The organism is Thermoplasmata archaeon (assembly GCA_038729465.1).
Classification (GTDB): domain Archaea; phylum Thermoplasmatota; class Thermoplasmata; order Thermoplasmatales; family ARK-15; genus JAVRLB01.
The window spans coordinates 43,451-63,708 of sequence record JAVYRZ010000007.1 but is presented as its reverse complement, the minus strand read 5'-3'; the positions used below and the strand labels follow the sequence as shown (position 1 = coordinate 63,708).

The following is a 20,258-nucleotide window of genomic DNA, read 5'->3' as shown; positions in this document are numbered from 1 at the left end:
TTTTTGGAACTGCGCTGGAAATTTCTGCAAAGGTCAAAGCTATGAACAAAACTATTACTCCGCCGATAATCCAAGACAGTATTGCGCCAGGACCTGCTAATGATGCCCCTGCAGCAACACCAAGAAGCCATCCAGAACCAATTATTCCGCCCATAGAGAGAAAGAAAAGATCTTGAAAGCTCAATGCCTTTCTCAGTTTCTTATCTGACTGAACTGCTATTTTTTCTGCTACTTCACTATTTTCCATTTTAGGTTGGTCACTCGTTTTATTCACCTCAACTGAAGTTATATTTTAAACTCTATTTAGATTTTTCTATTAAAAATTGCATCAAAATTAATATAATATTAATATTTTAAATGATTTTTAGAATATAATCACAAAAAATATATAATTATATTGTTTTCATTCTGAAATGATTTTTTAAAGATTCATATTAAGTGCTTCAATCATTAAATATCTTATGCTAAAGGATACAATCATTTCAAAATGACATAAATACCTTCAAAAAAAGTAATAGCTCAGTTTTATGATGTTGCAATCTAAAAGAATGTGTCTTTAATAAAATATAATATCAATATATTATTACAAGATAAAAATAGATCTTTTATCCTTTAAATACGCTTCATGCTCGTTACCTTATGAGAATTAACTACAGATCCGTGACCTGTTACGAAGAGACTAACAGAAAATGTTATAATAGTGGGAGACTATATTATTAACTATAAAAGTGATTAATTATGAAAATTACGATCTCGAATAATAAGTTAACAGTTCCTAACACTGTTACCATTCCATATATTCTGGGAGATGGCATAGGTTCAGACATAATGAAAGCCTCCATGAAAGTTTGGAACTTTGCTGTAGAGAAAGCATATAAAGATGAAAGATCGATAGATTGGCTAGAGATATTTGCCGGAGAAAAATCAGTGAGGCAAACTGGTGAACTATTGCCAAGAGAAACTCTTTCTAAAATAAAAGAATACGTGGTAGCTATTAAGGGGCCGCTTACCACACCAATAGGTGGAGGGTTCAGAAGCATCAACATTGCAATTAGGCAGGAACTTGATCTTTATGCAAGTATCAGACCTGTGAGATATTTCAGGGGTGTACCTAGCCCTATGCGCAATCCAGAACTTGTTGATACAATAATATTTAGGGAAAATACTGAAGATCTGTATATGGGTATTGAATGGGCTTATGATTCTAAAGAAAGCAAAGAAATTATAGAATTTCTAAAGAGCAGATATAATGTTAACATAAGAGAAAATTCAGGGATCGGCATCAAACCAATTTCAGAATTTGGCACGAAGAGAATAGCAAGAAAAGGTTTTGATTTTGCAATTAATAATGGAAAGAAAAAGGTTACAATTGTGCACAAAGGGAATATAATGAAATATACAGAAGGTGCTTTTAGAGAATGGTGCTATGAAGTAGCTAAAGAAGAATATCCAGATAAATTCATTAGAGAAGATGAGCTTGGTAGTGTATCATCAGATAAGAGAATAATAATCAATGACCGAATTGCAGATAGTATGTTTCAGCAGATGCTTACAAGGCCTGCAGAATACAACGTGATCATTACGCCAAATCTGAATGGGGACTATCTCAGCGATGCCGTAGTTGCGCAGATTGGAGGATTAGGATTGGCACCTAGCGCTAATATTGGAGATTTTGCAGCACTGTATGAACCGGTACATGGTTCTGCACCAAAATATGCAGATAAAAACGTAGCAAATCCCACATCATTAATATTAAGTGGAAAGATGATGTTTGAATATATTGGATGGACGGAAGTAGCGTCTATTATTGAAAAAGCTATAGAAAAAACGTTCGCAAATAGACAATTTACAAATGATATTGCCAGGCTAGTCGGGATCAGTTCATTAAAAACTTCAGAATTTGCACAGGCTGTTATAAACAATATGCAGTCAATCTAAAAATCTGGCTATGTAATTTTCTATCTTATATTTTTTACCACATTTTCTGCAGGCCAGAAACCCATTTTTAACCTTGTCTCCATCTATTTCTTCAATCTCCAATTCTAGAGATTCTCTGCAGATAGGGCAGCATAAAAGTTTAATATTTTCAAGTTTCATATAAAAAAAGATTAGTGGATGGCATAAAGCAAAAATGTGCCATACCCTATAATTATCAGTGCCATTGCCCAGAACAATGCATTCCATGCTTTTTTATTTTTGACGTTCATATCGAATATCACGCCTCTGAGCCCATTAGTGCCGTGATATGCCAGTGCTATTATGAAAACTATATAGAACGCTTGCCACCATGGATTTTTCAGGTTGTTAAGTATCACATTCAACAAATCATTAGATATTCCATAGATGTGTGCGAGTATTAGATGCACGGTCAAGAAAAATACTAGAAATATAGCTGTAAATATCTGAAATAGCCATGCGATCGGTTCGAGCCTGCCTTTTATACTTTCATTGTTTGCCATAGTTTATAGACCTCCTGTTGCAACTATATACGCAGCTGCGATCCATATTACTAACCCGATCCCCATCATCACATAGAAGAACAGCTTGTTCTTTCTTGCTCCGATTCCTAGTTCTGAAAATATCAACCTTATTCCGTTCATACCATGATATATTATGGCAAGAAACAAAAGAATATCCAGCGCTATGAATGGAGGGCTTTCTACAGTAGATAAAAACGATGAATAGTGCCCAGTAATTATCTGTGTCAAAGCTCCAAGATGCACTATTAAATAGATCAGTATTATCAAACCTGTGACTCTGTGAATCAAAAAGGCAAATCCTTCGTGTATGTGCCTGCCTCTAATCTTAATCCAGTTTAAAGACTTTTTAAGATCCATATTATTTCTCCTCCTTCTTCTTACCGGTAAATAAACGCTTTATTTCAAATACTGCACTCTCTACCTTCAATTTCTGTATCGCGTAAGCAGGATCTACATCTTTAGGGCACGCTTCACTGCATTCAGCAGCAAAATGGCATCTCCAGCATCCTTCCGGACTGCTTACTATTGCAAGTCTCTTATCTTTTCCTTGATCTCTGCTATCAATGTTGAATCGGTATGCTGCAGTTAATGCTGCAGGACCGAGATAATTGCTGTCTGAATTTGAAATAGGACAAGCTGCTAAGCATACTCCACACTTAATACATAATGAAAACTGACGATATTTAGCCAGCTGTTTTGGGCTCTGTATCAGCTCTCCCTCAACATGATCTTTTCTTATTAGTGTGGGTATCACAGATTCATGCTTATCATAAAACGGCTGGAAATCCACTATTAAATCCTTTTCCCATTTAAACCCACTCAAAGGCTCTACTTTTATATGATCTGTCTTGAGCGTCTCTATCTGGGTCGAGCAAGCAGTATGTGGCTTGTCGTTGACCATTACTGCACAGCTTCCACAAATTTCCATTCTGCAAGAATATCGAACAGCAAGCGTTGGGTCAATATGCTCTTTAATATATAAAAGTGCATCCAAAACAGTCATACCTTTTACAAAAGGGACTTTATACTCTACAAACTTGGAAGACTCTGAATTTCCTCGCATAATGTTTAAATAAATATCACTCATTTGCTCACCTCAATATTTACGCTCTTCTGGTTGCCATTTAGTAACACTGACCGGTATATATGAAATAGAAATTCCATCTTTTCTCTTTACTGCAATTGTATGCTTCATCCAGTTCACGTCATCCCTCTTTGGATAATCACGACGGTAGTGCGAACCTCTGCTTTCTGTCCTTGCTAATGCTCCCATTGCAATCACTTCTGCAAGCTCTGCAGAAAACTCTAGCTCAAGATACTGGATCAGATTCGTATTATACTTGCTAGTCTTATCTTTCACTTCTATATTCAATACTCTTTTATTTATATCTCTTATAATCTTCAAGCCTTCTATTAGGTCTTTTTCAGTTCTGAATATTCCCACTTTTTCCTGCATAGTAGATCCCAGCAATGTTCTCAAATTTCCAATTTCCTCGTCACCCTTGCGTTTTAAGATTGTATCGAATATTCTTTTCTCTTCCAGTTTTACTGGATCCATAGGAATATCATGAAACTGATGCGTTTTTGCATACTCTAATGCCTTCTCTCCAGAAACTTTTCCGAATGCTGCACATTCAGCAGTAGAGTTTGAACCAAGCCTGTTAGCTCCATGAATGCTTACACAAGACGCTTCTCCTGAAGAAAACACTCCTTTTACAGAGGTTTCTGTATTTACATTTACAGCTATGCCTCCCATTGAATAATGCGCTGCCGGGCGAATAGGTATAGGCTCTTTTACAGGATCTATGTTATTGAACTTTATTGCAATATCCCTTATCATAGGCAATCTGTCATCTATTTTCTCCTTACCCAGATGCCTGATATCAAGCAATACATATGGCCCGTTTTCACCAGTAAAACCGCGCCCTGCTTCTATCTCCCACATAATAGATCTTGACACTATATCTCTGGGTGCCAGCTCAAGCTTTGATGGTGCATAGTTTTTCATAAATCTCTCATTATCTTTATTCAATAAATAACCACCTTCACCTCTCGCAGCTTCAGTTATGAGAATACCAGAAGGTACAATCGCCGTCGGATGAAACTGTATAAATTCCATGTCTTTTAAGGCTAACCCTGCCCTGAATGCCATTGTATTACCATCACCAGTAACAGTGTGAGAATAAGTGGTGAAAGAGTATATTCTACCCGCTCCACCAGTGGCTATAACAAGAGCCTTGCCTTTGAATAGAACCATCTCTCCAGTCTTGATATCTATGGCTGTCAGTGCCCTGAATTCATTGTTTTCAAGAATTATGGATGTCGCAAAGAATTCGTTGTACTTTGTAATGTTACTGAATAATAAGCTATGCTCATACATGGTATGTAGCTCATGAAAGCCTGTCTTATCTGCCGCAAACGTTGCCCTTGGATAACTGTGCCCACCAAATGGTCTCTGAGCAATTGTCCCGTCTTCATTTCTGCTCCATGGACAGCCCCAATGATCTAAGTCCAGTATCTCCTGTGGCATTTGCCGGACAAAAAATTCTATTGCATCCTGATCTCCTAGATAGTCTCCACCTTTTATAGTATCATACGCATGAAGATCAAAACTATCTTTCTCGCTTATCACTGCGGCAGAACCACCCTCTGCAGCGATAGAGTGTGAACGCATTGGATATAATTTAGAGATCATTGCAATGCTGACATTTGGATCTTTTTCTGCTGCTGCAATTACAGCTCGCATACCTGCAAGCCCAGTTCCTAAAATTAATATATCATGTGTATACGTTTCCATAAAAACCTACCTTTCTATTACTAATAATATAGAGTATATTGTAGTATTACTTAAAAATTTTCATGGATTTGGTAGTGGAACAAAATTCTAATATCTACCAACATTGAATAAATTATGCAAAAGGCCAATAGTTTTGATAACACAATCTATTCTGTCATCCCTTTTTTGCATTACAGACCAGCCTAGCATTTTCTCATCTGCAGAAAGTCCATTTTCAGATTTGTTCCTTAAATAATATTGCCCCAGATACTCCAATGTATTTTCTATAAATTCTTTCATCCTGTTTTTCCATTTTATTGATCCATTTAATGTGGCATTCTTTTTTGGTATTATGTAAGGATCTCTTAAATACCAACCAGATTCATAACCGAGTTCGTCAACCAAATAAATGTTTTTCTGATTCCGCAATCTATCGTCGAAGGTATCTACTCAGACCTCTTTATTATTATACGCGCGAAGGATTGAGGCTATTTCGGAAGCTTTGCTTAAGTCATTTATTAGATTATTAGGTATTAGAGACAATCTCTATAATATCTTTTTTTAGGCTTATAAAATATGCATGAATCCAAGAAAAACAAGTATAACCATTACTACTACATACGCTCTTAAAAACCAGAATGCGACCTTTATCCATCCTTTTATTTTTGCTTTTTTAACAGGTTTTGTGTGGTCTTCTAAAAGTTTCTCTTCTTCTAAAAACTTTTGCCAATCTTCGTCGTTTTTTATAAATGTGTAATCTTCATCTTTAATTTTCATATTTAAGCACCATCAAAATAAATTTGGAAATATCAACGATATGCCATATAAGCCGCTCATGAGTATAAGCACTGACATGATCGATATTACTGCTGTGTTCTGAAATTTTGTATTTGCATACTTACCCATTATCTCTTTATCATTTATAAGTAGAAGAAGAAATAGCAATGCCGCAGGCATAAATATAGAGGCTATTACCTGCACTGTTAGGTTAAGAAATCCGAGAGAGATATTTGGGATCAGTACTATTATTGCAGCTATTAACAAACTTATCATTCCAGGAGCGTAAAATTTTCTACCTTGCCAGAATGGTAAATTTATGCTTTTTGGCCACTGGAAAGCTTCACCTACTGCCCAGGAAGTACTTGCAGTTATGGCGATAGTTGCTATAAGCCCAGCCTCTATTAGTCCGAGAGCAAAGAGCTTTACAGGGATTATACCTATTTTGCTGGATATTGTAGTAAGAATATATTGCATATCATATCCGCTGGAAGGATGTATACTTGGGCTGTACACAAGTGTTGCTGTTAAAATTATTATTGATATTGCAACAATTCCCATTACGCAGGCCCCTATTAATGTGTCTCTTCTCGCTGCTTTTATGTCCTCAGGAACTGTTCCTTTATCTACTTCTGCTGATTGCTGGAAAAATAGCATCCAAGGTGCTATCGTAGTACCTATATTTGCTAAAAGCACATAAATGAAAAGCGAAGTTATACCTCCATTAATCTTCCATGTTGCAAAACTCTGAGCTACAAGTCCCACATTCGGATGTGAAAACAATACAAGTGGTACAAATACAAGGTTTAATGCCGCAATGGTAAGACTTACGCGCTCCCATTTATAGTACCTTAGCGTAAGTGTTATTGTTAACACAACCAAAATACTAAAGATTACTGCGTATATTGGTTTGACTCCAAACATGCTCAGCCCAAATGTTATACCAATAAATTCAGTAACCAATGTGAGTGAATTTGCGACCATCAAATCTATCAGTGAAAAAGCGCCCCAGAAACTCCCATATCTCTGCCATATCATTTCTGCATGCCCTCTTCTTGTTACTGCAGCGAGCCTTATCGTCATTTCTTGGACCACATATGCTACAGGGATCATCAGCACCATGAACGGGATAAAGAAGCCGATTCCAAAAACTGAGCCTGTTTGAGCATAAGTTACCACACCTCCAGCATCGTTATCTGCAATCATTACAAGTATGCCAGGTCCTATAAGCGTCAGCATCAAAATAATTCTGGCAAATGCACTCTTTTTATTATGTCTCAGTGCAGTTATTTTCAGTCTATCTAATGTTCTAACCCTTATATCAGTTGGAAGTTCTGCAAGTTTTTTATTTATATCTATCTGCACCATACTAACCGCTTCTGTTTATTATAGTTTTTAACCCACGAGTAATTTTTCATTCCTTATAAGGCTTTCTTTAATTGAACATTGTCAGTATTGCAACGGTCATTTAGCAGTTTTCTATACTTCAACAAGTCTTTACACTGAGACAACGATTATTTATTTATATTTTTAAAATTTTTATGTCTTTTACAACGTGATTAGAGCATTCATCTGCTTTTTCTTTATTACTGCTGATAAAAACAGATTAGGGAATAGTCTGTCTAACAATTCCCGTAATGTATAATAAAAGTCATTCAAACCTTAACTCTCTATTTTTTACGGAATAGAATGATGGATATCTTTTCATGAATCGTTATAGAACCTGGTATATTACAATTCCTGGTAACATATTGATCTCCAAAACATTAAATATAGATATTCCGTATATATACAGTATATTAATACTCTACCAGATTGAGTTACAAAGCAGAAGAGAAAACTGATAGAGATTAGGAATTTTGGTGATCGATATTATGCCTATAAGCTCATGAAGAGGTATGACAAGAGTCTCAAGAGAGAAAGGAAGGTGACGAGGGAATACATTGGTGTAGTTACAAAGAACGGTATAGTGAAGAAAAGTCCCATAACTGGCATAAGAGAGGTTTATGAATATAGGAACATACAATCATTACCCATGAAATCCGTGCATTACATGTATGAGAAGACATATCTGGCAAGGATAATGGATGAGAGTATGTCTCCTGATCCCCTGTCAAGAATGCTCTTCCATCTTCCTGAGGACTAGAGCATTAAGGTCATGAGAGTACTTACAGAGAGAGATGAGCACGTTCTCATAGATACAATGACAATATTATCCAGATTGGAGAATATCTCATTTCTTGAACTTAGATATAACTCTAAACAGATACATATGCCACAGAATTATTGAAAAAAAGGCTGTCTGTCTATTATGTTGCTCGATTATTAAGGCATGAAAATCCGTCTAGTACGCAGATCTATCTGCATCCATCTCAAAAAGACGCTATAAACGAGGTGAGAAAGTTGAACTTTTTTCTGAGCCCAAAAACTTTAGAGTCCAGTACTAATGGACTGGCTGGGATTTGAACCCAGGGCCTCCTCCATGCCAAGGAGGCGATCTACCAACTGATCTACCAGCCCACTCTGTATACAATCGAATATTACAAAGAGTTATTTATAGTTGCTGTTGCTTCAAAATTCAAATATTGTGGTCTGTCCCTTCTTTTTTCTATGATCAGTATTTTTCAGCTTCTCGATCTGAGTTTTCATCTTCCGTTCTTTATTTTTGCTGGACCAGAAATATATTTCGTCTCTTGTATTTCTATAAATCAGAATTACTACTTTACCAGCTCTTTTTCTGCCTGTTCTTCCACGTCTCTGAATGCTTCTGATCTCGGAAGGAATGGGCTCATTAAATATTACCAGATCTGTTTGCGGGATATCCAGACCTTCCTCACCAACCTGTGTAGATACTAAAACATTAAACTCTCCGCTCCTAAATCTATCCAATATTTCAGCCTGTTCTTTTTGTGTTAGCCCCGCATCAGACTCTTTATTTGCCTGCCCCACAAATCTCAGAGGTTTTATACCTTCTATTTTTTTTAATGATTCGTAAATGTTGTTATTTACATTTCTGAAATTTGTAAAAACTATTATCCTTGAATCTGGCTTAATAGAGATCTGGCGTTTTACTAGCTTCAAAATGGCACTTAATTTTGGATCTTCTATATTTTTCTCTGCTAAGTTTCTGGCAGTGATTACAGCATTGACGAATCCTACTGTTTTTACGAGTTTTTTATCTGCTTTAGATCCCGCTTCTGAGTTTCCAGCAGTTACTATCTTTTCCAGGTATTCTTTACAAGAATCAAAGCCCTGTGTTTCTAGATATTCTATCCCCTGATCCACCTTGATCGCCATGGAAATTGTAGATATTATTGAAAAATACTCTTTTTTACCCTCTTTAATAAATATGCTTGCCTTTTTTTGAGCCTCAATGAGATTTCGCTTGGTTATTTTTGTGCTGCCTGAAAATAAAGAAGATTTTTCAAGCATTAAGATAATATCATTATATAACTGTTTCAGCTGGCTATGCAATGGAGCCAATTCTGCAGGCATGTCTAATCTATACCAGTCTATGCTGATCTCGTGAGAATACTCACTTATATCTTCATCACTTTCATTTCTTACTTCTAAATTGCCAATCTGTAAATTGCGCATTATCTCTTCTATCTTTTCGGCCTTCGAGCTTGGCGAGGCTGTAAACCCTATGATATGAGAATATTTGCTGAATACATTGCTTAGAAAAGTATATGCGTAGTTGCCAATTGATTTGTGTGCCTCGTCAAATATCACAAGCTTAAACTGGGACGGATCTATCAAATTATTTTTTAAGTCGCTTTCTACGACCTGAGGTGTAGCAATTATAATATCATTATCGTCCCATACTTTTTTACGAGTTTTGCTGTCTACCAAACCCGTAACGCTGCCAATTTTAAATCCACATATAAAATCTGTAAGTGTGTATTCATGTTGCTTTACAAGTGGCCGAGTAGGTGCTAAAAACAATATTTTTGGTCCTTTCTCTTTCAAAACGTTTACTATTGCAAGCGTAGCAATAACCGTTTTACCCATCCCTGTAGGCAAAATTACAAGTGTATTTTTTTCAAGTGAGTTTTTTGCAATTTTTACCTGAAATTCTCGAGCTTCGATTTTATCTTTGTTAATAAAAGGATGAACTATATAATCCATATTTATGAACTTGTAATAAATATTCACTTAAATATTTTTACATTTTAAAAAAGATTATAACTATTTTTTTATATCTTTCAATTTTTCAATAAGCGTCGATGCTTCTTTTTTTGTGAGCTCTTCCACGCTCATCTTTTTAAGATCCTTCAAGTAACTCAGCGCAAATCTTAATTTTGAATCTGTATCCTGTAGATTCTTGATAAACTGGATCTGCTTTTTTGTGGCTAAGTTATCAGCACTGTTTGTTCTTGGCCCACCTTTCAATTGCATAAGCCTGTCTATTAAAGATGATGCTTCAGACATAGTAAGGCTGTTTATGTTCTCTTTCTTTTTCTCTGCTAAGTAGCTGCTTATCTGGTTTTTTCGCTCTTCTGTATCCTGCAACTTTGTAATAAATGTGAGCTGCTTTCCTGTTGCGAGTACATCTTTCTTATCGGATTCAGGCCCCTTGATCTTTTTCAGAGAGTCTATCAATTCAGAGGCTTCTTGCATAGATAGATCCTTAACATCATCTTTGCCCTTTATGTTCAAATATTCCGTTACCTTAGATTCTCTATCACTACTATCTTCACAAAGCTTTTTTATGAATTCTATCTGATTTTTTGTGGCTGTTGAATCTGCCATGTTTTTGTCCTCCATTTTTTTATTTTCTGGATTTTATGCCAAATATCCAAACTATCATGCTACCTATTATGAACAGGAAAAACATTATGATTCCAATGAAAAGATCCTCAAAGAAAAACATGTTTGTTAGGGCCTTTATAGTATATGTTATAAATACCCCGGTTAAAAGAGATATGAATCCGAAGATTATCATGGTCAAGCTCAAATACTCGTACATTTTTTCCATTTTTTCATAACGCTCCTTTCCATGTTTTTAAATGGTATTATCCAAGACTATAAATAAACATTTCTGTATTATTCGTTTTTACTTTGCTCAAAAAACTTATTATACAATTCTATTTCTCTACACTCGAATTGAACAGTTCTAGTATGTCGCATAATGCATCTTTTTCCATGTGCTCCATTGATGTCTCCCAATTTTCATTCCTTCGACAATACCATATTTTAACGCAGTTATTCCTGCCTTAATTACTGATACGAATACGTTTTTTATCTCTACTCCTGAAAATATTACATTGGAAATAAACCTTAGATCACGTTTATATAGTTACAGGTAAAAAGTCTCATAAAATGGCTGATTTCTAAGATATAAAAATTAGGAGAAACGTACTTTTAAAGATAATCTATTATACATGCTTTATAATACATATGAATTTAATGTTAAATAAAGATTGATTTCTGCCATTGCCAAAAACTAAATATTTAAATAATAGTTTAAAGTAGATATTGGCATGGTAGACATATTTCCTGTTCTTGTGCTGGTAAGAGACCGTTTCTCAAATCCGGAAATAAAAGAAAAATTTAGAGATGTCATGAAAAAGATACAATTTGATTTTTCTGACACTAAAGAACAGTATCTGCTATCTATAGAAAATGGTAATGCTACGCTTTCAAAAGAATCTGTCAGTGCCCCAGATGTTCTCGTCAGCACTACTACAGACATTCTGGCAGGAATCATAGATAAAAAAGTAAATCCTGTTATTGCATATTCTACTCGAAAAATTAAAGTGAAAGGTTCTATGGAAGATCTATTAAAGCTTCAGAAACTGTTGATCTGAGCAACTATTTTGCAACCCATCCACCATCAACCAATAAATCCGCTCCATTCACGAAAGATGCAGATTCGCTGGCTAAAAAGTAGATTGCTTCAGCTATCTCTTTCGGATCAGCCCATTTGCCAAATGCCTGTTCTGCCTCTCTTTGCTTCTTTATTTCGTTATAGCTTATTTTTAACCGTTCTGCCTCTCCTGCAACATCGTCTCTGAGCATCTGAGTATCTACTGAACCTGGGCTCACAGAATTTACGCGAATATTGTATGGTGCAAGCTCCCACGCCAGTGCTCTGGTCATTGCAAGTATACCACCTTTCGTAGTTCCGTACAGCGAATGCCTTACTTGACCTACATGACCGGATACAGATGCCATGTTCACAATCACTCCGTGATTCTGTTTTTTCATCACGGGAACTACATATTTTATTGTCAAAAATGTGCCACCGATGTTTACATCCACAACTTTTCTAAATTCATCCCATGTAATCTCATCCACCGGTTTTACCAGCACTATGCCTGCTATATTTAATAATGCATCTATCTTTCCAAATCGATTCATTACCTTGGTAACAGCTTGCTTAACTTGCTCTTCCTTAGAAACGTCGCATTTTATAAATATGCACTCTCTGCCATTGCCGTTTATTTCGGTACAGACGTTACTTTCAATAATATCCATCACGATTACCGTATATCCTTTTTCAGCAAATAGCTTAGCAGTGGCCTCACCTATTCCTCTCGCTCCACCAGTGATAATAGCAACACTTTTATCCATAATATTCACCTCTTTAATCCAATAATCCGTTTAGCCTCTTCCACAGTTGCAACTTTTCTGCCTATCGATTTTGCGATATCGCATACCCACCCAACCAGTTGATCTGTTGTAGCTTCTTTATCCCCTATAAAAGGATTGTCTTCAGTTCCAACCCTCACATGATCTCCCAACAATATTGCAGCAGTGATTATATCTTTCTGCTCTGCGCCCATAACGCTCACATTTATCACACTCTTCTCTGGCATAAACCTTTTCCGGTACAGATATTCTTCAATTGTTGGAGGAGTCCAGTTTCCTCCAGGCCAGCCAAAAAATAGTGTTGAAAAATAAGGAGGATCTAGATATTTCCTTTCAATCAGATAGTTCAGGTTCCAGATATTGCCAGTGTGCCAGACTTCAAATTCAGGTCTAAGCTTATATTGCCTGATAAGTTTTGAATACTCTATCAGCTCTTCTCTATTATGCAGCACGTTTGTATCTAAGTTTATAAACGCCTCATCATGGTGCCCGAGAATTATAGAGATCATATCTGCATGTTCTGAAAAAACTTCTAATCTATCCTGAATGCTGAGACTGGACATACCACATTGTATTATTGCCCGAGTCTTTTTACGCAAAGCTCTTATTGTCTCTGCCCACATTTTATCGGCATGAATATGTATTATCGATGCTCCGGCAACAGTGCATTTCTTAGCAGATTCTGCCATTTCTTCTGGATTTTTGGGATATTTTACTTTTGGATTCAACCAGCTTATGTTTGGAGTGGCTGTAATAATAAGTGGTTCCATGGTTGTTTAAATATTAATGGTGCTATTTAAACTTATCAGTTCTAAACTTTAAATATCTCTCTTTCAAGCTTTGTGAGTCTTTTACTTTCTCCATTCTCTATTACATAAGTTTCTTCATCTCCGATCATTACTCCATTTTCATCCGGAGCATAAAGCTCAATATTGAGAACCATGTTTTCTTCAATGTTAATTTCACTACCTTGCAAAATCAACAGTTCTTCCGTTAAAATTCCGATGCTGTGCCCGACACTGATAAACATGGGCTCTAGCCCTGCATTTCTGTAAAGTTCAACCGCGAGATCATAGATTGCTCCAAACTTTACCCCTGGCTTTAGTGCTTGACTTACCTTATCTACTATCTGGACCATCTTTTTATACAAATCATTAGTTGCTTGAGGAATATCAGAACCACTGAAAAATAACCTTCTTATATCTGATACATATCCTTCATAAACCGCACCTATATCTATCGTAACAATCTGCCCTTCAATCAGTGTTTCATCAATCAGAACCTCCGGGTTAGATGCCCCGAATGCTATTGTTAAGTGATCTATAGCAGTTGCGCCATTTTTTATCATTGCTTCTCTCAGTATTTTTGCGAGCTCTTTCCTGTTCACCCCTACTTTGATTTTATTGATAGGTTCAGATAACGCCCGTTCTGCTATTTCAATAGATTTTTTTATGTATTCTATTTCTTCTTTTTTCTTTATTATGCGCAATTCGCTGACAAGGTCATCAACTATCTCAAATGTAATACCGCTTTTATTTAAGAGCTCTGTAATTATATAGGGGCAGAAAGATTCAATGCCGATTTTAGCATTATTGCCTAGCTTCTCGCCTATAAATGATGCTAATTCATCTATTGCACCGTTTAGATCCATATAGCTCCTGATATCAGATACAGAATAATCTATTCCCATGGTTACTCCGAACCATGTGAAAAGTGTTACTTTACCTTCATTATCCACAAATGCGAATGATGGAATGTTGTTTCGCAATGCAAACAAGATTGGATTGCCTGTACCTGGAAGCACTGGCGCTCCTGTAAAATAATAAACATTTTCAGGAGTACTTAATAATATTCCTTCTATCTTTTTTTCTTTTATTAAATACGATGCTTTGCTACTATCATAGCCGATCGCTAGAATCATGTTATTCATCTTTAGAGCTAATCGATTTATCGTTATTTAAACTTTTTTAACGTTTCGGCGTTTTTAATAGGAATATAGCGCCAAAAAAATAGAAAATTGAGGCCGTAAAAAACATTGCGGTGAACGCATTGGTCATATTTGACCCGAAAAAATAAAGGATCGAGCCATCAATAATGGGCGCAAATGCAGAAGATCCGCCAAACGCTATGTTTGAGTATGCCATATACTGTCCTGATGCCCTGAGAGGAACGAGATCACTAGCATATGCCATCTCAACACTCAAAAATAGTCCGGTCGTTGCACCTACTATCGCTGCCACTACCAAGAAAAATTCAAAAGATCTGGTAAATGGCAGGATTGGCATGGCTATACCTCCTACAACTGCAGCTAAAATTAATATTAGTTTTCTGCCTACCTTATCAGACAGGCTTCCAAGACCAATCGTTGCAACCATGCCTACAAATAAAACTACCAGTCCGCTTATTGCAACTCCGTATGCCGGAGTTGAAAGTTTTAGCACATCGTCAAAAAAGTAAAGTTCAAAGTAAGTGAGTCCAGAAGATCCAGTGAGCACAAAGAAAGAGCCCATCACTAACCAAAAAAATCCTGGTGCTTCTTCTTCCGGCTTGAATATGTTTGCAAAGGCTTTTTTCAGGCTCTTTGAAGTACCTAAAAACGGCAGATCATGGTTTTTGATCACATATAATGCTATTGACATGGTTAGAATGATTGGAACAATTGTAATAAATGCAGATATTGAAAGATATCCCAGCCCAACCAACAAACCGGTGATACCATAGCCCAAAGCATCGCCTATCAGCGTAAATAGCCCTAAAAACCCGCCTGCCTCTCCTCTCTGATCCTGGGCTATTAAATCTGGGAGAAGTGGCTGGAACGATCCTTGCGCTAAATTGGAAAATAGTTGCATAAAAACATATCCCGAAGCCATAAGGATAACCGTCAATGGCACTACGGCTACTAAAATCATGATCGGTATCAACAGCATACTTCCTAACAGTATCAATGGCGTTCTTCTACCCCAGCTAGAATGAATCTGGTCGCTTATTATGCCTGACAGAATATTCATGATTATGCCTAAAGTAACACCACATGCTGCCACTGCACCTACTATGAGACCTCTTTCAGGCACTGGAAATAGTATGCTGACCTGTGTTGGTAATATCAGAGAATTGTATGAAATCCATAGATAATTCAAACCAATGTAAAAAGAGCTGAACGCTAGCAAGAACCCTATTGACCTCCTTGGTTTAGATACTGAACTCTCAATCATGACCTTCACTTAGCCTGGAAAAATTCTTGTACGCCAGTTCTGCCACTTTTACTGCATTAGCAGCATCTTCTGGGTCTACTCCAGGAATTCTGTTCTCTATCACCGCCCCGACAAAGTCTTTAACTTCTTCCATTATTGATATTGCTTTCCAGCCCGCCGGATTATACTCTATACCGCCTACCGCTTGCCCTTCATCATCCATAGGCCCTTCATAAATTTTAAGCGGAGGATCTGAAAGCTGATCTCCTATGATAACACCTTTGCTTCCATATATTTCTAATCTTTCAGTCCAAGGGCTCTGCGCAGTATCACTTAGCTGTGCTTGAAATTGAGCTCCGTCCTCTAAAACCCCGACCATTATTGCGTTATCCTCTACATCAGTGCCTTTTATCCTGTTCCACAAAAATGTATGTATAGATTTTACACCTCCAAACAGCCATTTATAAAGATAGAATGTGTGCACTCCCGCATCTATTATTATTCCTCCACCGCTCTCTTTTTTTCTGATCCAGTTATTGATATCTGTAAGTCTTTCCACTTCACTGCCTGCTATGAGAGTTCTGACCTGCCATATTTCACCTATCTTCTCTTCTCTTAATAGCGTCTCCACCGCCTGATACAATTTGACAAATTTCGTGTTCTCAGCAACAGTAAACTTTGCATTGCTGTCTTTGCTGATTTTTATCAAAGCTACTGCTTCGTTGTAAGTTAACGTTATTGGCTTTTCCACAATCACATTTTTTCCATGCTCTATGGCATCTTTTGCAACTTTATAGTGTAATTTATGTGGAAGAGTTATATCAACAATATCCACTGCCGGATCTCTTATTAAATCTTTGAAATTAGTATAAGCTTTTGCATCATATTGTTTGACTCTTGCTCTGGCAAGCTCTCCATCACTATCACACATTGCTACTATCCTTGATCTGCGGTCATCCTGATATCCTGCCTCATGTACTATTGAGATGCCTCCTAATCCTACAATTCCAACACCCACATAGTCTTTCATTTTAATTCATATTAATCACTTTTCATATACTTAAATCTTTATCATTACTATCCGAGAAATGAAGTTCATAAGGCAGACTTTATATTGTTTTAATACAAATATTTTTATAAGTAAAATAATTGTAAGAATTCTATGCAGTACAAAAACGTGGTACTTACAAATACTATGCTAGGCGCTTTGATGGCATCAATAAATATGAATATTGTCATGATAACATTACCGACAATTTTCAGAGGACTTAATATTAATCCCTTTGCACAGGGAGAATTTACATATCTTCTCTGGATCTTGATGGGATATAGTGTTGTTCTTGCAACTATTCTCGTGACCTTCGGTAGAATTTCAGATATACATGGCCGAACAAGAATGTATACCCTGGGATTTATAATATTCACTATTGCCTCCGTTCTGTTGTCTATTGTGCCAGATAACTCTGGAAATACAGGTGCTTTATTCATAATATTTTTCAGAATGATCCAGGCAGTGGGTGGTGGATTCTTGATGGTAAACAGCACCGCACTTATTACCGATGCATTTCCTACTACTGAGAGGGGTAGAGCACTGGGCATAAACATGGTATCTTTTACTGTTGGGTCAGTCTTAGGACTGGTTCTTGGAGGTTTGCTCTCGCAATATGACTGGCATCTTGTATTCATTGTCAATATTCCATTTGCAATAATTGGAACAATATGGTCCATCTTTAAATTGAAAGAAACTTCTCCTAGATTAAAAGTATCAATGGATTACTGGGGTAATATTACGCTTGCGATATCACTTATACTGATCTCACTTGGATTCACATACACTCTGGAACCTTACGGGAATTCAGAGATGGGTTGGACCAATCCTTGGGTAATTGCTGCATTTATTGTCGGAATTATAATGCTCATTGCATTCATTATCGTTGAGAGAAAAGTAAAAAATCCTCTTTTTAACCTGTCCCTGTTCAAGATAAAGCCTTTTGCATATGGTAACATAAGTTTGTTAGTATCTTCACTCGGAAGAGGCGCAGTAATGTTTCTTGTTGTCATCTGGCTTCAGGGTATATACTTGCCACTTCATGGTTTTGCTTATACTGTAACTCCGTTATGGGCTGGAATATATATGCTGCCTATGATATTTGGAATGAGTATATTTGGCCCCATTGGTGGAGCGCTTACAGATAAATATGGTGCCAGGACATTCGCTACGTTGGGTATGATTATAACCGTTATCGGACTGTTTTTATTGACGTTACTGCCCTATAATTTCAATCCCGTATATTTTGAGGGAATTATGTTTGTTATAGGTAGTGGGGGAGGGCTATTTGCCTCACCAAACACCACTGCTATAATGAACGCGGTCTCTTCACAGGACAGAGCTTCTGCAAATGGTATGAGAATGACTATTAACAATGTGGCCGGAACTATAAGCATGGCCATATTTTTCTCCATCGCAATAACCATATTTTCACAAAGTCTTCCAGCTTCAATGTTGCAAAGCTCTCTTGCTGCAGGAGTCCCTACAAAAATAGCCTATATTCTATCAAAGATCCCGGCTTCCGGTGCACTTTTTGGTGCGTTTTTAGGGGTAAACCCTATATCTGTAGTCCCGCAACAGCTTTTAAGTACTATACCGGCCTCTGCACTCAAAACTCTTGAATCCACAACATTTTTCCCGAATGTCATTGGCCCTTCTTTTATTAAGGGATTATCTGACTCAATATACATAGCAATGGCTTTGTCCATTCTGGGAGTAATATTCTCAGCATTGATGGGTGAAAGATATGTTCACGAAGAACATTATCATAAAAGTTAAATGTTCTACCTAATTTTAACCATTTTTCATAATATTTTTATTTCTTGCAACTACTATGAAAAAGTTGACAAAATAAAAAAAATAAAAACTTTTAGAGCCAGTAAAGTGCACAATATACACTTTCATCCGCTATTTTTATATGGTATCCGCAACTTTTGCAGTTTTCTAAAGACACTTGCTGAACTGTCGGATAATCCAGCGGACACTCTATCTTATTATGATTTACTGGCCTGGCCCTGTAAAAATCAAATGCTCGCTCTGCCTCAACCATATTATGTTTTACCTCAAATATATTATAAAACGGCATTTAATAAACTTTTCGTATGTTGATTGTCGATAGCAAATTAATTTGGTATGTTTTTCATAGTTTTATTGCTTGTATAAAGTTTAGATAGTAATATAGGGGCTATAATAGTAGTAAAAATGGTCGTAAATATTGCTATTGAATATATTTCGTTGCTTATCAACCCGTACAGTATTGCATTTCCCGCAATGACCAATGCTACTTCTCCCATTGACAGCAATCCGGCGCCTATAATAATTGATTTTTTGAAATCATAGCCCATCAGTTTGGCAGGAAAAGCTGCTCCTAAAAGCTTTGTGGCTATCGCGATGGCTAATATGAATAAGGATATGAAGATACCGGCAGTAAGTGAATACACGTCTACAATCATACCCATTGATACAAAAAAGATGGGTGTGAAAAAATTGGAGAGATTCTCAGTATTTTTACTGATCTCTTCTTTCTTTGACACCTTTGATAATGCCAGACCAAATGCATAGGCACCTACTATTACTGTCAAACCCAGAAACTCTGATCCAGAAACCACTAGAAAAAGTATCAAAAGCACGACTGCAAACTGTGTTAAACTATCCTTAAAAATTGCTAGGATCTTAGAAACATATTTGCTGAGCTTCAATCCTACTAACAATGCGATACCCCAGAAAACAATGACTTTCAGAAGAATTACTATTAAAGAACTAACAGTCAGAGAGCTATAAGCTATGCCTGTAACTATTGCAAGCAACGTAATACTAATTACATCTACTATGACTGTACCTGTCATAATAGAAATTCCTTCTCTGCTATTCAGCTTTTTCATGTCTGCAAGAACCCTTGCAGTAATGCCCGTAGAGCTGGCTGTTAAAATAGCACCCATAAACAGTGCACTTATAACACTGTGAAACAACCATAAAACAGTGAAATATCCTATCAAGAATGGAACAGCAGAGGCTCCAATAGCTATAAATGTTGAGCTTTTAATAGCTTTTACAAATTTTTGGAGATCTGTGTTTAACCCTACGAAAAATAAAAGTATAATCACTCCTACCTGTCCGAACATGTAAAAAGATTGAGGAATTGGCACACTGCGGCTTACCGGTGCCAGAAAACCTGTGACGGTATGAGGAATCAGGGTGAAACCAAGAACCGTGACAGAACCTATTGCATAAGGACCTATAACAATTCCCGTAATCAACTCTCCAATTACTGCCGGAAATCCAAAATATTTATTGCCAATTGCAGAGAATATCCTTGATACAACTAAGCTAACGCTTATCAGTATCAAAAACTGCAGAATCTCCAAAGATATGTTCATTTTAAAAGTTATATT

At 36.7% G+C, this 20,258-nt stretch carries 22 protein-coding genes, 1 tRNA gene and 1 pseudogene; 4 read left to right on the top strand and 20 right to left on the bottom strand.

All coding sequences use genetic code 11. The features are described from left to right. A partial coding sequence (locus tag QXQ25_03640; GenBank protein ID MEM0160798.1) for an amino acid permease occupies window positions 1-274 on the bottom strand: 274 nt, incomplete at its 3' end. Between the two features lie 464 nt (window positions 275-738). Between QXQ25_03640 and icd the strand changes: the two genes are divergently transcribed. Next, window positions 739-1,938 carry an isocitrate dehydrogenase (NADP(+)) gene (gene icd / locus QXQ25_03635; GenBank protein MEM0160797.1) on the top strand — a complete coding sequence of 400 codons (1,200 nt, stop codon included), beginning with the start codon at window positions 739-741 and terminating at the stop codon, window positions 1,936-1,938. Here the strand turns inward: icd and QXQ25_03630 are convergent. The 8 genes from QXQ25_03630 to QXQ25_03595 all read right to left on the bottom strand — a co-directional run bounded on the left by QXQ25_03630 (window position 1,930) and on the right by QXQ25_03595 (window position 7,401). Further along, complete coding sequence (locus QXQ25_03630) at window positions 1,930-2,097, bottom strand: Trm112 family protein (GenBank protein ID MEM0160796.1); 168 nt, start codon at window positions 2,095-2,097, stop codon at window positions 1,930-1,932. The genes icd and QXQ25_03630 overlap by 9 nt on opposite strands. A gap of 11 nt (window positions 2,098-2,108) precedes the next feature. Then, window positions 2,109-2,459: a succinate dehydrogenase gene (locus QXQ25_03625; protein ID MEM0160795.1), complete on the bottom strand. Its 351-nt coding sequence runs from the start codon at window positions 2,457-2,459 to the stop codon at window positions 2,109-2,111. Window positions 2,460-2,462: 3 nt separating this feature from the next. Beyond that, a complete protein-coding gene (locus QXQ25_03620; GenBank protein MEM0160794.1) occupies window positions 2,463-2,837 on the bottom strand; it encodes a succinate dehydrogenase in 375 nt (124 codons plus the stop codon). Between the two features lies 1 nt (window position 2,838). After that, window positions 2,839-3,567 carry a succinate dehydrogenase/fumarate reductase iron-sulfur subunit gene (locus QXQ25_03615; GenBank protein MEM0160793.1) on the bottom strand — a complete coding sequence of 243 codons (729 nt, stop codon included), beginning with the start codon at window positions 3,565-3,567 and terminating at the stop codon, window positions 2,839-2,841. Between the two features lie 9 nt (window positions 3,568-3,576). Next, entirely contained in the window at window positions 3,577-5,277 is a 1,701-nt protein-coding gene (locus tag QXQ25_03610; GenBank protein MEM0160792.1) for a succinate dehydrogenase/fumarate reductase flavoprotein subunit, read from the bottom strand. Between the two features lie 87 nt (window positions 5,278-5,364). Continuing rightward, entirely contained in the window at window positions 5,365-5,661 is a 297-nt protein-coding gene (locus tag QXQ25_03605) for a hypothetical protein (GenBank protein ID MEM0160791.1), read from the bottom strand. Window positions 5,662-5,823: 162 nt separating this feature from the next. Beyond that, window positions 5,824-6,033 carry a hypothetical protein gene (locus tag QXQ25_03600; GenBank protein ID MEM0160790.1) on the bottom strand — a complete coding sequence of 70 codons (210 nt, stop codon included), beginning with the start codon at window positions 6,031-6,033 and terminating at the stop codon, window positions 5,824-5,826. Between the two features lie 12 nt (window positions 6,034-6,045). Beyond that, window positions 6,046-7,401: a divalent metal cation transporter gene (locus tag QXQ25_03595; GenBank protein ID MEM0160789.1), complete on the bottom strand. Its 1,356-nt coding sequence runs from the start codon at window positions 7,399-7,401 to the stop codon at window positions 6,046-6,048. A 472-nt stretch (window positions 7,402-7,873) separates the two neighbouring features. Between QXQ25_03595 and QXQ25_03590 the strand changes: the two are divergent. Then, window positions 7,874-8,314: pseudogene (locus QXQ25_03590) on the top strand (IS1634 family transposase). A gap of 166 nt (window positions 8,315-8,480) precedes the next feature. Here the strand turns inward: QXQ25_03590 and QXQ25_03585 are convergent. The 4 genes from QXQ25_03585 to QXQ25_03570 form a co-directional block, all read right to left on the bottom strand. Next, window positions 8,481-8,553 (bottom strand) — tRNA-Ala (locus QXQ25_03585). A 51-nt stretch (window positions 8,554-8,604) separates the two neighbouring features. Further along, window positions 8,605-10,161 (bottom strand): DEAD/DEAH box helicase, encoded by a 1,557-nt coding sequence (locus QXQ25_03580; protein MEM0160788.1) that lies wholly within the window; start codon window positions 10,159-10,161, stop codon window positions 8,605-8,607. 60 nt (window positions 10,162-10,221) lie between these two features. Further along, window positions 10,222-10,785 (bottom strand): hypothetical protein, encoded by a 564-nt coding sequence (locus QXQ25_03575; protein MEM0160787.1) that lies wholly within the window; start codon window positions 10,783-10,785, stop codon window positions 10,222-10,224. 19 nt (window positions 10,786-10,804) lie between these two features. Continuing rightward, a complete protein-coding gene (locus QXQ25_03570) occupies window positions 10,805-11,011 on the bottom strand; it encodes a hypothetical protein (protein MEM0160786.1) in 207 nt (68 codons plus the stop codon). A gap of 505 nt (window positions 11,012-11,516) precedes the next feature. Between QXQ25_03570 and QXQ25_03565 the strand changes: the two genes are divergently transcribed. After that, on the top strand, window positions 11,517-11,843 hold the full coding sequence (locus QXQ25_03565; protein ID MEM0160785.1) for an SCP2 sterol-binding domain-containing protein: 327 nt from the start codon (window positions 11,517-11,519) through the stop codon (window positions 11,841-11,843). Between the two features lie 4 nt (window positions 11,844-11,847). On the opposite strand, the gene QXQ25_03560 is transcribed toward QXQ25_03565, so the two are convergent. From QXQ25_03560 to QXQ25_03540, 5 genes are read right to left on the bottom strand one after another with little or no spacing between them, the layout of a single operon-like run. Then, window positions 11,848-12,609: an SDR family oxidoreductase gene (locus QXQ25_03560; protein ID MEM0160784.1), complete on the bottom strand. Its 762-nt coding sequence runs from the start codon at window positions 12,607-12,609 to the stop codon at window positions 11,848-11,850. A 5-nt stretch (window positions 12,610-12,614) separates the two neighbouring features. Further along, a complete protein-coding gene (locus tag QXQ25_03555) occupies window positions 12,615-13,397 on the bottom strand; it encodes a 3-keto-5-aminohexanoate cleavage protein (GenBank protein MEM0160783.1) in 783 nt (260 codons plus the stop codon). A 41-nt stretch (window positions 13,398-13,438) separates the two neighbouring features. Beyond that, window positions 13,439-14,557 (bottom strand): Xaa-Pro peptidase family protein, encoded by a 1,119-nt coding sequence (locus QXQ25_03550; protein MEM0160782.1) that lies wholly within the window; start codon window positions 14,555-14,557, stop codon window positions 13,439-13,441. A gap of 37 nt (window positions 14,558-14,594) precedes the next feature. Next, window positions 14,595-15,839 (bottom strand): MFS transporter, encoded by a 1,245-nt coding sequence (locus QXQ25_03545; GenBank protein MEM0160781.1) that lies wholly within the window; start codon window positions 15,837-15,839, stop codon window positions 14,595-14,597. Then, window positions 15,832-16,848 (bottom strand): Gfo/Idh/MocA family oxidoreductase, encoded by a 1,017-nt coding sequence (locus QXQ25_03540; protein MEM0160780.1) that lies wholly within the window; start codon window positions 16,846-16,848, stop codon window positions 15,832-15,834. The genes QXQ25_03545 and QXQ25_03540 overlap by 8 nt, the downstream gene beginning before the upstream one ends. 132 nt (window positions 16,849-16,980) lie before the next feature. On the opposite strand from QXQ25_03540, the gene QXQ25_03535 reads away from it, so the two are divergent. Further along, window positions 16,981-18,645 carry an MFS transporter gene (locus QXQ25_03535; GenBank protein ID MEM0160779.1) on the top strand — a complete coding sequence of 555 codons (1,665 nt, stop codon included), beginning with the start codon at window positions 16,981-16,983 and terminating at the stop codon, window positions 18,643-18,645. A gap of 91 nt (window positions 18,646-18,736) precedes the next feature. On the opposite strand, the gene QXQ25_03530 is transcribed toward QXQ25_03535, so the two are convergent. Together QXQ25_03530 and QXQ25_03525 are read right to left on the bottom strand one after the other, a co-directional pair. Continuing rightward, window positions 18,737-18,916, bottom strand: coding sequence for a hypothetical protein (locus QXQ25_03530; GenBank protein ID MEM0160778.1), 180 nt, complete (start codon window positions 18,914-18,916; stop codon window positions 18,737-18,739). Between the two features lie 73 nt (window positions 18,917-18,989). Beyond that, window positions 18,990-20,243, bottom strand: a complete 1,254-nt coding sequence (locus tag QXQ25_03525; protein MEM0160777.1) for a cation:proton antiporter — start codon at window positions 20,241-20,243, stop codon at window positions 18,990-18,992. Between the last annotated feature and the right edge of the window lie 15 nt (window positions 20,244-20,258).

Coding starts and splice junctions, on each gene's coding strand:
- icd (MEM0160797.1), top strand. CDS start 739: ATGAAAATTACGATCTCGAATAATAAGTTAACAGTTCCTAACACTGTT.
- QXQ25_03630 (MEM0160796.1), bottom strand. CDS start 2,097: ATGAAACTTGAAAATATTAAACTTTTATGCTGCCCTATCTGCAGAGAA.
- QXQ25_03625 (MEM0160795.1), bottom strand. CDS start 2,459: ATGGCAAACAATGAAAGTATAAAAGGCAGGCTCGAACCGATCGCATGG.
- QXQ25_03620 (MEM0160794.1), bottom strand. CDS start 2,837: ATGGATCTTAAAAAGTCTTTAAACTGGATTAAGATTAGAGGCAGGCAC.
- QXQ25_03615 (MEM0160793.1), bottom strand. CDS start 3,567: ATGAGTGATATTTATTTAAACATTATGCGAGGAAATTCAGAGTCTTCC.
- QXQ25_03610 (MEM0160792.1), bottom strand. CDS start 5,277: ATGGAAACGTATACACATGATATATTAATTTTAGGAACTGGGCTTGCA.
- QXQ25_03600 (MEM0160790.1), bottom strand. CDS start 6,033: ATGAAAATTAAAGATGAAGATTACACATTTATAAAAAACGACGAAGAT.
- QXQ25_03595 (MEM0160789.1), bottom strand. CDS start 7,401: ATGGTGCAGATAGATATAAATAAAAAACTTGCAGAACTTCCAACTGAT.
- QXQ25_03580 (MEM0160788.1), bottom strand. CDS start 10,161: ATGGATTATATAGTTCATCCTTTTATTAACAAAGATAAAATCGAAGCT.
- QXQ25_03575 (MEM0160787.1), bottom strand. CDS start 10,785: ATGGCAGATTCAACAGCCACAAAAAATCAGATAGAATTCATAAAAAAG.
- QXQ25_03570 (MEM0160786.1), bottom strand. CDS start 11,011: ATGGAAAAAATGTACGAGTATTTGAGCTTGACCATGATAATCTTCGGA.
- QXQ25_03565 (MEM0160785.1), top strand. CDS start 11,517: ATGGTAGACATATTTCCTGTTCTTGTGCTGGTAAGAGACCGTTTCTCA.
- QXQ25_03560 (MEM0160784.1), bottom strand. CDS start 12,609: ATGGATAAAAGTGTTGCTATTATCACTGGTGGAGCGAGAGGAATAGGT.
- QXQ25_03555 (MEM0160783.1), bottom strand. CDS start 13,397: ATGGAACCACTTATTATTACAGCCACTCCAAACATAAGCTGGTTGAAT.
- QXQ25_03550 (MEM0160782.1), bottom strand. CDS start 14,557: ATGAATAACATGATTCTAGCGATCGGCTATGATAGTAGCAAAGCATCG.
- QXQ25_03545 (MEM0160781.1), bottom strand. CDS start 15,839: ATGATTGAGAGTTCAGTATCTAAACCAAGGAGGTCAATAGGGTTCTTG.
- QXQ25_03540 (MEM0160780.1), bottom strand. CDS start 16,848: ATGAAAGACTATGTGGGTGTTGGAATTGTAGGATTAGGAGGCATCTCA.
- QXQ25_03535 (MEM0160779.1), top strand. CDS start 16,981: ATGCAGTACAAAAACGTGGTACTTACAAATACTATGCTAGGCGCTTTG.
- QXQ25_03530 (MEM0160778.1), bottom strand. CDS start 18,916: ATGGTTGAGGCAGAGCGAGCATTTGATTTTTACAGGGCCAGGCCAGTA.
- QXQ25_03525 (MEM0160777.1), bottom strand. CDS start 20,243: ATGAACATATCTTTGGAGATTCTGCAGTTTTTGATACTGATAAGCGTT.